The sequence below is a fragment of the Streptomyces sp. NPDC048484 genome, from assembly GCF_040651415.1.
Lineage (GTDB): Bacteria > Actinomycetota > Actinomycetes > Streptomycetales > Streptomycetaceae > Streptomyces.
The window spans coordinates 37,017-48,535 of sequence record NZ_JBEZJY010000058.1; the positions used below are offsets into that span (position 1 = coordinate 37,017).

The window sequence follows — 11,519 nt, forward strand, 5'->3', positions numbered from 1 at the left end:
AGGATCGCTCACCATGCGTTCATGGGCACGGCGGGGGGTGCGACGGGGGCGTCGGGGGGGAGGTCGCGCGGGACGCGGTCATGGCACCTACAGGGGTGGCGCCATGAGTGCCCGGCTGCGCGCGACCGCGCGGCAGACGGAGGAGATCGTCGCGGCGGGTTCGTACCGCGCGTCCGACGGGCGCGCGGTGTCGATCGCCGCGGCGGTGGCCGCCGCCCGCGAGGGCGCGCGGATGTACGGGCGGGCCCCGTAGAGACACCGCGTCCCGTCGGCTCCGCAGACACGTTCTTCGAGGTCGTGGGCGAGAGCGGGCTGGAAGCGTCGCGCAGCCCGGAAGAGACGCGATACGACCACCACCGGACCCACCGGACCCACCGGACCCACCGGGTCCTTACGCCGGGCACACCGGGCCCTTACACCGATCGGGTGATCAGCGCCAGCCGTAGCGCTCCCGCAGCCGGTGCACCACCGAGTTGAACCGCATCCGGTCCAGCGCGCACGCCTCCCGGCGCATCCCCTGCTCGTGCAGCCGCAGCACCCGGTCCACGTCCACCCACGAGTCGCGCCCCGACCGGTCCCACGGACCACTCCCGATCGGTACCCACTCCCGGTCACCGACGTGCTGCTTGCTGGACAACTGCACGGCCAGGAACGTACCGGCCGCCTCCCGGGCGACGACCAGCAGCGGGCGGTCCTTGCCCCGCCCGTCGTTCTCCTCGTAGGGCACCCAGGTCCACACGATCTCGCCCGGGTCCGGGTCTCCGTCGTGCGCGGGCGAGTACTCGGTCCGCACCCGACCCACCCTGCGGGGGTCGGCCTCGGTGGTGGCGGAGGGCCCGAAGCGCCCAGGGACATCTCGCTCGGCAAAGGCAGTCACGGGGCTCACGTTAACCCGCGCCCTTTTCGAGCAGGAGCCCGCGCCCCTTCTGACGAGGGGCGCGGGCAACCGCTGTCGTCCGCTGCGGTACCGGTCCTACGACTCGCCCTCCACCGGCACCTTCTGCGAAGCGGGAGTCCCCGCAGGGAACCCGTTGACGGGCGGACCGTCCTTGCCGGCATGCCCGTTCTGGTTCATGGACGCGAGCAACTGCCGCGCCAGCCCGAGCCCCGTCCCGCCCATGGTGAGCGCCTTGGTGAACATGTCGGACATCCCCTCGGCGCCGTTCAGCAGCACCATGTGCTCCACGTTGCCGAACGCCCCCGCGCCGGCCCTGACGATCTCCGGCCAGTTCTCCGCGAGTTGCTGCGCGACAACGGCCTCCTGGTTCTCGGCCAGCGCGGCGGCCCGCGCCGCGATGGCCTCCGCCTCCGCGAGCCCCTTGGCCCGCGTCGACTCCGCGATCGCGAGCCCCTTGGCCTGAGCCGCGGCGGCCTCCGCCTCACCCGTGGCCCTGGTCGCCGTCGCGGCGGCGGCGCCGCGCGCCTTCGTCGCCTCGGCCTCCGCGGCCGCGGCCGTCTTGACCCGGGTCGCCTCGGCCGCGGCCGCCAGTTCCGTCTCCTGTGCCTTGGCCTGCGCGGCGGAGATCCGCACATCGCGCTCCGCCTCGGCCAGGGTGCGCTTCTCGTAGGCCTTCGCGTCCGCCGGCTTGCGGACGTCCGCCTGGAGCTGCTGCTCACGCCGGTGCGCCTCCAGCTCGGCGACGCGCGTCTCCTGGACCACGACCTGCTGCCGGGAGCCCGCGTCGGCGAGCGGGCCGGCCTGTCGCGAGTTCGCGGAGGCCTTGTCGCGCTCGGCCTGGTACCCGGCCTGCAGGATCTCGCTGTCGCGGGTGGCCTCCGACATCCGCGCGGCGGCCTGCTGTTCGGCCTCGGTGGCCAGCCGGTTGGCCTCGGCCTGCGCGATCCGGGCGTCCCGCTGGACGGCCGCCGCGTGCGGCATGGCCAGGTTCTTGATGTAGCCCGTCGGATCCTCGATCTCGTGGATCTGCAGCGAGTCGACGATCAGCCCCAGCTTCTCCATCTCCGTACCGCACGCGGCCCGTGTCTGCCCGGTGAGCTTGTCGCGGTCGCGGATCATGTCCTCGACGGTCAACCCGCCGACGATGGACCGCAGATGACCGGCGAACACGTTGTGCACCCGCTCCGACATCAGCTTCTGCTGGTCGAGGAAGCGGCGGGCCGCGTTGGCGATCGACACGAAGTCGTCGCCCACCTTGAAGATGACCACGCCCCGTACCTTGAGCGGAATGCCCTGGTGGGTCACGCAGTCCACGGACAGCTCGGTCTCGTTGAGGTCGAGCGAGAGTTTGCGCACCGCCTGGACGCCCGGCGTCACGAGCGTGCCGCGCCCGGTGACGATACGGAAGCCCATGCCTTCCTCAAGGCCTTCGGTGCGGTGCTTCGAACCGGAGATGACCAGCGCTTCGTTGGGCTCCGCGACCCGCCACATGAGCTTGAAGACCACCACGATGAAAATGAGCGCGAGGACCACGGCCCCCGCTACGACGCCGACAATCATCGGCATTCGCCCCCTGTTGCAGGGTGCCCTGTCGGCACCGAACGAAGGGAGTGTGCGCCCGCGCGGGCGCGCGGGTACAGACGGCTGTGTGTCCTTGGTACATCCTTGACACACAGGACACGCACACATGGCGCGGACGTCCCGGCGAGTTCAGCGAACGCCCCGGCGGGTTGGGCGGACGCCCCGGCGGGTTCAGATGTCGTACGCGGCCGACACGTACACCGTCCGCGGCGGCAGGTACTCCACCACCATCACCACCGTGCCCGACTCGATTCGGTCCTTCGAGGTGGCGGGGTAGGCGAGGAAGTGCTCGGCGCCCCCACGGACCCGGACGATCACCTCGCCGACGAGCCCGGGGCCCACCGTGCCGGTGACCCGCCCCATGAGCCCCACCATCGACGCGTCGTCCATGGCCCCAAGACTACGGGCCCGCGGGCGGACCGAACTCCGTTACGGCGCCGTCCGATTCGCCAGTCGTCGCGCCGGCCGATTCGCCGTCCGGTTCCCCGGCCGGCCACTGCTCGTACCACCGCTGGTCCGCCTCCAGTTGTGCGGCGAGCGAGACGAGGAGCGGCTCGCTGTTCGCGGGACCGAGGAGCTGCGCGCCCACGGGCAGTGAGCCGTCGACGAACCCCGCGGGCACGTTCACCCCGGGCCAGCCCAGCACGTTCCACGGCCACGCGTACGGACACGCGGCGATCATGGCCCGGTCGGTGCCGAAGCCGCTCAGACCGTGCAGGGCGCCGATCCGCGGCGGCGGAGCGGCCGTCGTCGGCGCCAGGATCACGTCGTACGTCGCGAAGAGCGCGCCGATCCGCCGGTGCAGCCGTGCCTCGGCGCGCCGGGCGGCCCGGAGCGGGGCGCCGCCGAGCAGCCGCCCGAGCCGGGCCGCCTCACGGGTGCGTCGGTCGAGCAGACCGGGATGCGGCGCTTCACGTACTCGCTCGGCGATGCCGGCGGTGGCGCGCGGTACGAAGGCCAGCCCGATCTGTCCGTACGGCGGGTCGGCCTCCTCGACCTCGTGGCCGAGCGCGGCCAGCCGCTCCGCGAGGGCGACGACCCGTGCCCGTACGTCGGGGCGCAGCCGCGCGGGCAGCGCCGTGAACGGCGGTTTCAGCGACAGCGCGATCCGCAGCCGCCCCGGCTCCCGGCCCACCGCGTCCGACACGCGGAGCGCGGGCGGGCGGTGCAGATCGTGTTCGTGGTTGCCACTCGCCGCGTCCAGGAGCAGCGCGGCGTCCTCGACCGTACGGGCCAGCGTGCCGTTGACCGTGATGCCGTGGAAGGACTCCGGGCGTGGCCAGGTCGAGACACGGCCGCGCTGTGGCTTGATACCGATCAGATGGGTCCAGGACGCCGGGATACGCACCGAGCCCGCGCCGTCCGAGCCCAGTGCGGCGGGAACCAGGCCCGCCGCGACGGCGGCCGCCGAGCCGCCGGACGAGCCGCCCGGTGTGTGCCCGGTGTTCCACGGGTTGCGGGTCTCGCCGAAGGCCGGGCCCTCGGTGAAGGGCCACTGTCCCAGCTCGCAGGTGTTGGTCTTGCCGACGATCACGGCGCCGGCCGCCCGCAGCCGGCGTACCGCCTCGGCGTCCTCGGCCGCCGGCGGGAACCGGCCGCAGCAGCCGAAGGCCGTCGGCTGGCCCGCCACCTCCATGTCGTCCTTGACCGCCACCGGCACCCCGAGCAACGGCCGGTGGCCGCCCGCCGCCAGTTCCCGGTCCGCGGCGTCGGCCTCGGCGAGTGCCGCTTCGGCGCGCACCAGCCGGAAGGCGTTCAGCGTGCTCTGCGTGGCCTCGATCCCGGCGAGGGCCTGCTCGACGAGCGTCCGCGAGGACACCGCCCCCGCGGCGAGGGCACGGGCGCGCTCCGCGAGCCCCGCGGCGCGGTCGGGAGTCACGGGAGTCATACGGGCCACCTCCGGAAGCACGATGTCTACCGAACGGTAACCTCTGGATGCCCCATGCGGTACGGGAAGAGCGACTTCCCCGTCCGTAGAGGACCGGAGTGTGGGCCTGAGTGGGCCGGAGCTCTCGGCTCCGGCCCCTGAGGTGCATGCGACGTGCGACGTGCGACGCGCGGTGTGTCGCCGCGGCCGCGGAACGTGTCGTGGTCAGGCGGCGACGGGCGCCGTGGCCTCACCGTGGATCCGGCCGATGACCTCGCTGAGCTGGGCGGCGACCTCGGCGTCGTCGCCGGGGTGCGTCTCGGCGAAGCGGACGACCGAGCCGGGGATGGAGAGCTTGATGTCGTCAAGAACCCTGGCGCCGGCGATCCCCGCGGACTTGCGGGCCTCGTCCTGCGCCCACACTCCGCCGAACTGGCCGTAGGCGGTGCCGACCACGGCGAGGGGCTTGTCCTTCAGGCCGCTCGCGCCGAACGGGCGGGACAGCCAGTCGATGGCGTTCTTCAGGACGGCGGGGATGGTGCCGTTGTACTCGGGCGAGAAGAGCAGCACGGCGTCGGCGCCGGCCGCGGCCTCGCGCAGCCGGGCGGCGGCGGCCGGGACGTCGCCCTCGACGTCGATGTCCTCGTTGTAGAAGGGGATCTCGGCCAGGCCCTCGAACAGGTCGACCTCCGCGCCCTCGGGGGCGAGCTTGACGGCGGCCTCGGCGAGCTGGCGGTTGTGGGAGCCGGCGCGAAGGCTGCCGACGAGCGCGAGGATGCGAACAGACATGAGGAACTCCAAGGGGGGCGAAACACTGCCGACACAATCCGGACCGAGGTCCGTTTACAGTTCTATCAGCGAAACGGACCCTGGTCCAGTTTTCTTCCCTGGCGCTAAGCTGTCTTCATGTCCGCCTCCCTGACGCCTTTCCCCAAGCCCCAGGAACCGGCCGGTGAGCCTGTCTTTATGGAACTCACCACCGGGGCGGACGAGCCCTGCCTGCGCGCTGACGCGGCGCGCAACCGCGCCCGGCTGCTGGAGGCGGCCGCGCGCCTGATCGCGGAGCACGGCGCGGCCGGCGTCACGATGGAGGCGGTGGCTGCCGCGGCCTCGGTCGGCAAAGGAACCGTCTTCCGCCGCTTCGGTGACCGCACCGGCCTGCTGACGGCCCTGCTGGACCACTCCGCCAAGCAGCTCCAGGCCGCCCTCCTCAGTGGTCCGCCGCCGCTGGGCCCCGGTGCGCCGCCGGTCGAGCGGCTGAGCGCGTTCGGGTACGCCGTCCTGCGCCAGGCGGTCGACCAGTTGGACCTGCAGCTGGCGGCCCAGCCGGAGCCGGCCCGCCGCTTCTCCTTCCCGCCCCAGCGGTTACTCACCAGTCACGTCACCCTGCTGCTGCGGCAGGCGGTGCCGGGCAGCGACGTCGCTCTCCTCGCCCAGGTCCTGATGGGCTACCTCGACCCCGCTCTGGTCCACTACCTGACCAAGGAGTGCGGGATGCCGCTCAGGCGCCTGGAAGCGGGCTGGACCGACCTGGTCGCACGCGTGACGCGTACGGAACTGCCGCAGTAGGAAGGCGACTTGGGCGGTACCGGCCGTGGGCCGACAGCGCCGGACGTCCTACGCCCACGGCGCCCCCCGGCCCCGGGCCCGCCTCCGGCTTCTGCGAGGATGCCGTACCTCATGGTGCAGATACCGAAAACATCCGCCCCTCCGTCGCCCGCGCAGCACTCCGTGCCGACGAGTGCCGATGTGGCCCGCCTGGCGGGTGTGTCGCGCGCGACCGTCTCCTATGTCCTCAACAACACCCGAGCCGTACGGATCAGCGAGCCCACCCGCCGCCGCGTCCACGAGGCGGCCGAGGAGCTCGGGTACGTGCCGCACGCCGCGGCGCGCAGCCTGCGCGCCGGGCACAGCCGCATGGTCCTGATGCCCGCCCCGGACGTGCCCGTCGGCCCGCTCTACAGCCAGTTCTTCAGTGAACTCCAGCGGGCGCTCAGCCGACTTGAGTACACCGTCGTGCAGTACGGCGGCCTCGGCCTCCAGGGCGACGAGGCGGCCCGCGCCTGGGCCGAGCTGCGACCGGTCGCCGTGCTGGTGCCCGGCGGCGGACTCGGTCCGCGGGGAGTGTCCGTGCTCAAGCGTTCCGGCGCCCGGGCCGTCGTCACCCTGGGTCCCGAACGCGTCGAGGGCGCACACGCGCTGCTCATGGACCACCACGGAGCCGGCCGGAGCGTCGGCGCGCACCTGTTGGCCAGGGGCTACCGCCGCGTCGGTGTCGTGGTGCCCGAGGACCCCGGCCTGAAGATCTTCTCCAGACCCCGGCTCGAAGGCGTACGGCAGGCCCTGTCCGGCACGGACGCGACGGTGACCGAGGTGCCGCTCGCCTACGATGAGAAGGCCGCGGCCGACCTCGCGGGGCGCTGGCGGTCCCTCGGCCTGGACGCCGTGTTCGCCTACAACGACGAGTTCGCGATGCTGCTGATGCGCGCCCTGCAGGACGAGGGCGTCGGCATACCCGACGAGACGGCTGTCGTGGGCGCCGACAACCTGATGCTCGGCCGGCTGCTGCGTCCACGGCTGAGCACGGTCCACATCGAGCTCCCCTCCGGGCAGGAGCTGGCCGAACTGGTGGACCGCGCGGTGCGCGAACCCACCGCGCCGCCCGAGGCACACGACGCGCTGGGAGCGAAGGTCGTGCACCGAGAATCGAGCTGACCGAGCTGAATCGAGCTGACGGGCCGCGAATCACGCGAATCACACGGGAGTTCCCCTCGCGGCCGTCGCCGTATCCGACGACCACGACGACGGCGGCCGCCGGGCCGGAAGACTGCTGACCGGGCCGACGGCCGCTGACCGGCCCTTCTCAGCTCTTCGCCTGTTCCTCGGCGACGGACTTGTGGACCTCGTCCATGTCCAGCTTCCGGGCCTGACCGATGACATCCTCCAGCGCGGCTTCGGGCAGCGCACCCGGCTGGGCGAAGACCGCCACCTGGTCACGGATGATCATCAGTGTCGGAATCGACTGGATGTTGAAGGCGGCAGCAAGCTCCGGCTGCGCCTCCGTGTCCACCTTCGCGAAAACCAGGTCGGAATTGGCCTCGGCCGCCTTCTCGTAGACCGGCGCGAACTGCCGGCACGGGCCGCACCAGGACGCCCAGAAATCGATCAGGACGAATCCGTTGTCCGTGACCGTCTGGTCGAAGTTCTCCTTGGTGAGCTCCACGGTGCTGCTCATGACGTTGATTCCCTCTTCCTGGGTTCGGTGCGTGGCCGCTCTGCACAACGGTGCCGATCAGCGGTGTATTCCGCGTATTCCGCGCACGTACCCGTGTGGCCACGACCCACACCAACGACCAGACTGGCCCCATGACGGAAACGGAGACCAACGTGTACGACGTCGTGGTGCTGGGGGCCGGGCCGGTGGGGGAGAACGTCGCCGACCGCGCCCGGGCGGCAGGCCTCTCCACCGCGATCGTGGAGAGTGAGCTGGTCGGTGGCGAGTGCTCGTACTGGGCCTGCATGCCCAGCAAGGCACTGCTGCGCCCGGTGATCGCCCGCGCGGACGCTCGCAAGGTGCCCGGCCTGCGGCAGGCCGTGCAAGGCCCCCTCGACGCGGCGGCGGTCCTCGCCCACCGCGACTACTACACCTCGAACTGGAAGGACGACGGCCAGGTCCAATGGCTCGAAGGCGTCGGAGTCGACCTCTACCGCGGGCACGGACGGCTCGACGGGCCACGCCGGGTCACGGTCGAGGGCCCCGGCGGAGAGCGGCACGTACTGACGGCCCGGCACGCGGTGGCCGTCAGTACCGGCTCCCGCGCCATGCTGCCCGACCTGCCGGGAATCGCCGGGGTCAAGCCCTGGACCAGCCGCGAGGCCACCAGCGCGCAGACCGTGCCGGGCCGCCTCGTGGTCGTCGGCGGCGGGGTCGTCGGTGTGGAGATGGCCACCGCCTGGCAGGCCCTCGGCTCCCAGGTCACGATCCTCGTCCGCGGCAAGGGCCTGCTGCCCCGCATGGAGCCGTTCGCCGGGGAACTGGTCGCCGAGGCGCTCACGGAGTCGGGCGCCGACGTGCGTACGGGTGCCTCGGTCGAGTCGGTGACACGGGACGGCACGACGGTCGTGGTCACCACGTCCACCGGCGACCGCATCGAGGCCGACGAGATCCTCTTCGCCACCGGACGCGCCCCGCGCACCGACGACCTCGGTCTGGAGACGGTCGGCCTGACGCCCGGTTCCTGGCTGGAGGTCGACGACAGCTGCCGCGTCACGGGCAGCGAATGGCTGTACGGGGTCGGCGACGTCAACCACCGCGCCCTGCTCACCCACCAGGGCAAGTACCAGGCCCGTATCGCCGGCGCCGCCATCGCCGCCCGTGCGGCCGGTGTCCCGCTCCTGGAGACCGACCCCTGGGGTGCCCACTCCGCGACCGCCGACCACACCGCCGTTCCCCAGGTCGTCTTCACCGACCCGGAGGCCGCCGCCGCGGGCCTCTCCCTCGCCGAGGCCGAGCAGGCCGGCCACCGGGTCAGGGCGGTCGACGTGGACCTCTCCACGGTTGCCGGCGCCGGCCTGTACGCCGACGGCTACCGCGGCCGGGCCCGGATGGTCGTCGACCTGGACACCGAGACCCTGCGCGGCGTCACGTTCGTCGGCCCCGGTGTCGGCGAGCTGATCCACTCCGCCACGATCGCGATCGCCGGCGAGGTCCCGGTGAACCGGCTGTGGCACGCGGTCCCGTCCTACCCGACGGTGAGCGAGGTGTGGCTGAGGCTGCTGGAGACGTACCGCGACGGTAAGTAGCCCGGCTCACCCGGCTCACCCGGCTCACCAGCGAAAGCCCAGCCACTTCGCCGCCTCCGCCGGAGTCGGCTGGGCCCAGCGCTCCGCCATCGCCTCGTTGGAGGACAGCGAGCGCGGTTCCGCGCGGTCGAGGTAGAGCGTGCCGTCCAGGTGGTCCGTCTCGTGCTGGACGATCCGCGCGGGCCAGCCCGTGAACACCTCGTCCACCGGGCTGCCGTGCTCGTCCTGCGCCAGCAGCCGCACCTCGGCGGGCCTGGCCACCACCGCCTGCCAGCCCGGCACGCTCAGACAACCCTCGAAGAACGCGGCACGGGCCGGGCCCACGGGCTCGTACACCGGGTTGACCAGGACACGGAAGGGCAGTGGCACCCGGCCGCGTACCTCGCGGATCTCGTCCGGGACCGGCGCCGGGTCCTCGATCACCGCGAGCCGCAGGGGGATGCCCACCTGCGGCGCGGCGAGCCCGACTCCCGGCGCCGCGCGCATGGTGTCCCGGAGCGCCGTGACGAAGCGGGCGAGGAGCGAGGGATCCAGCTGGCCGTCGAACGGCTCGGACGTCCGGCGCAGCACCGGGTCCCCGGCGGCGACGATCGGCAACGGGCCCGTACGGGAGAGGAGTTCCTCCACTCGGTCGCTGAGGGGCATGGGATCACTGGTGGTTGACATCGCGCCAGCATGCCAAGACGCCGCCCGGGACGCGAGGCGGCCCCCTGGCAGGGGCGAGCGCTTTTCCGAGCGCACGGCACCGGTCGGCCGTCGCCCGGCAGCGATGCGCCCGACAGTGACGTGACCCAGGCCACACAAGACCCCGGGAACTCAGAGGCCCGGCCCACCGACTACTGCACCACAGCGGCCGAGTACGGCCCCGTCGCCCCCTGCCCGACCGGAGAAGCCAGCCGATGTCCATCGCTCCCACGACCGAGACGGACGAGTCCCCGCAGTCCGTCGCCCCCGCCTCCAAACGCAGCGGCTGGGCGCCGCTCCGTCCGCTGGTGCTGCGGCTGCACTTCTACGCCGGAGTACTCGTCGCCCCGTTCCTGCTGGTCGCCGCCACGACCGGATTCCTGTACGCGGCGTCGTTCCAGGCGGAGAAGGTCATCTACTCGCACGAGATGACCGTCCCCGTGGGCGACGAGAAGCTGCCGATCTCGGAGCAGGTCGCCGCCGCCCGAAAGGCCCATCCGGAAGGAACGGTCTCCGCCGTACGCCCCTCGCCGAAGGACGACGAGACCACCAGGGTGATGCTGTCCGGCGTCTCCGGTATCGGTGAGACCCACTCCCTCGCGGTGTTCGTCGACCCGTACACCGCCAAGGTGCGCGGCGCGCTCGAACAGTACGGGTCCACCGGCGCCCTGCCCCTGCGCACCTGGATCGACGAGTTCCACGCGAACCTGAAGCTCGGCGACAACGGCCGGCTCTACAGCGAACTGGCCGCCAGCTGGCTGTGGGTGATCGCGGGCGGCGGTCTGGTGCTCTGGTTCAGCCGCCGCCGTACGCAGCGGAAGATACGCGGCACCAGTGGCCGCCGGCGCACCCTCGGCCTGCACGGCTCGGTCGGCGTCTGGGCCGCGGTCGGCTTCATCTTCCTTTCGGCGACGGGCCTGACCTGGTCCACGTACGCCGGAGCGAACATCGACGAACTGCGTACCTCGCTCCGCCAGGCGACTCCGTCGGTGTCGGCCACCGCGGGCGGCGAGCACTCGGGCCACGGCTCCGGCGCGGCCGGAGGTGGCGTCGAGCACGGCGTCGGCCTCGACAAGGTGCTGGCCGCCGCACGCGCGAAGGGCCTGGGCGACCCTGTCGAAATCGTCCCGCCAGCCGACGACTCGTCGGCCTACGTCGTCAGCCAGGTCCAGCGCAGCTGGCCAACCAAGCAGGACTCGGCCGCGGTCGACCCGGCGACCGGCGAGGTGACCGACACGGTGCGCTTCGCCGACTACCCGGTGCTGGCGAAGCTCACCCGCTGGGGCATCGACGCGCACACCGGTGTCCTCTTCGGCATCGTCAACCAGCTCGTGCTGATGGCACTGGCCCTCAGCCTGATCCTGCTCATCCTGTGGGGCTACCGCATGTGGTGGCAGCGGGGCCGCGCCTCGGCCTTCGGCCGTCCTGTCCCGCGCGGCGCCTGGCAGCAGGTGCCGGCGTACGTCCTCGTTCCGTCGATGGCGGCCATCGCCGTCCTCGGGTACTTCGTGCCGCTCCTCGGCATCTCGCTGGCGGCCTTCATCGCGGTGGACGTGGTCCTGGGCGAGATCGCCTACCGGCGCGGCAAGCGCACCTACGGGCCCGCCAGGGAGACCGCCAAGTAGCGGGTGGGGGGGCGGGGGGCGGGCCCCCCCCCCGACAGAGCCCAGTGTGCCGCGCACAACC

The 11,519-nt window shown here is 72.4% G+C and carries 12 protein-coding genes; 5 read left to right on the forward strand and 7 right to left on the reverse strand.

Features of this window, described 5'->3' with window-relative positions; all coding sequences use genetic code 11:
• The first annotated feature begins 103 nt into the window (after positions 1-103).
• On the forward strand, positions 104-253 hold the full coding sequence (locus AB0D14_RS38780; protein WP_362788268.1) for a poly(ADP-ribose) glycohydrolase domain-containing protein: 150 nt from the start codon (positions 104-106) through the stop codon (positions 251-253).
• A 177-nt stretch (positions 254-430) separates the two neighbouring features.
• On the opposite strand, the gene AB0D14_RS38785 is transcribed toward AB0D14_RS38780, so the two are convergent.
• From AB0D14_RS38785 to AB0D14_RS38805, 5 genes are all read right to left on the reverse strand, one after another.
• On the reverse strand, positions 431-877 hold the full coding sequence (locus AB0D14_RS38785; protein WP_362788271.1) for a type II toxin-antitoxin system PemK/MazF family toxin: 447 nt from the start codon (positions 875-877) through the stop codon (positions 431-433).
• A gap of 96 nt (positions 878-973) precedes the next feature.
• Positions 974-2,464, reverse strand: a complete 1,491-nt coding sequence (locus tag AB0D14_RS38790; RefSeq protein WP_362788274.1) for an SPFH domain-containing protein — start codon at positions 2,462-2,464, stop codon at positions 974-976.
• Positions 2,465-2,650: 186 nt separating this feature from the next.
• Complete coding sequence (locus AB0D14_RS38795) at positions 2,651-2,869, reverse strand: hypothetical protein (protein ID WP_362788277.1); 219 nt, start codon at positions 2,867-2,869, stop codon at positions 2,651-2,653.
• 10 nt (positions 2,870-2,879) lie between these two features.
• Positions 2,880-4,358, reverse strand: a complete 1,479-nt coding sequence (locus AB0D14_RS38800) for an amidase (protein WP_362788295.1) — start codon at positions 4,356-4,358, stop codon at positions 2,880-2,882.
• 213 nt (positions 4,359-4,571) lie between these two features.
• Entirely contained in the window at positions 4,572-5,135 is a 564-nt protein-coding gene (locus AB0D14_RS38805; RefSeq protein ID WP_362788280.1) for an NAD(P)H-dependent oxidoreductase, read from the reverse strand.
• Positions 5,136-5,252: 117 nt separating this feature from the next.
• Here AB0D14_RS38805 and AB0D14_RS38810 point away from each other — a divergent pair, with 117 nt between their 5' ends.
• Both AB0D14_RS38810 and AB0D14_RS38815 read left to right on the forward strand, forming a co-directional pair.
• Complete coding sequence (locus AB0D14_RS38810) at positions 5,253-5,915, forward strand: helix-turn-helix domain-containing protein (RefSeq protein WP_362788282.1); 663 nt, start codon at positions 5,253-5,255, stop codon at positions 5,913-5,915.
• A 99-nt stretch (positions 5,916-6,014) separates the two neighbouring features.
• Entirely contained in the window at positions 6,015-7,061 is a 1,047-nt protein-coding gene (locus tag AB0D14_RS38815; RefSeq protein WP_362788285.1) for a LacI family DNA-binding transcriptional regulator, read from the forward strand.
• Between the two features lie 148 nt (positions 7,062-7,209).
• Here AB0D14_RS38815 and trxA read toward each other — a convergent pair whose 3' ends face one another.
• Complete coding sequence (gene trxA / locus AB0D14_RS38820; protein ID WP_362788298.1) at positions 7,210-7,590, reverse strand: thioredoxin; 381 nt, start codon at positions 7,588-7,590, stop codon at positions 7,210-7,212.
• 122 nt (positions 7,591-7,712) lie between these two features.
• Here trxA and AB0D14_RS38825 point away from each other — a divergent pair, with 122 nt between their 5' ends.
• A complete protein-coding gene (locus AB0D14_RS38825) occupies positions 7,713-9,149 on the forward strand; it encodes an NAD(P)/FAD-dependent oxidoreductase (RefSeq protein WP_362788287.1) in 1,437 nt (478 codons plus the stop codon).
• Between the two features lie 24 nt (positions 9,150-9,173).
• Here AB0D14_RS38825 and AB0D14_RS38830 read toward each other — a convergent pair whose 3' ends face one another.
• A complete protein-coding gene (locus AB0D14_RS38830) occupies positions 9,174-9,815 on the reverse strand; it encodes a peptide deformylase (protein WP_362788290.1) in 642 nt (213 codons plus the stop codon).
• Positions 9,816-10,048: 233 nt separating this feature from the next.
• On the opposite strand from AB0D14_RS38830, the gene AB0D14_RS38835 reads away from it, so the two are divergent.
• Positions 10,049-11,458 (forward strand): PepSY-associated TM helix domain-containing protein, encoded by a 1,410-nt coding sequence (locus AB0D14_RS38835; RefSeq protein WP_362788293.1) that lies wholly within the window; start codon positions 10,049-10,051, stop codon positions 11,456-11,458.
• The last annotated feature ends 61 nt before the right edge of the window (positions 11,459-11,519 follow it).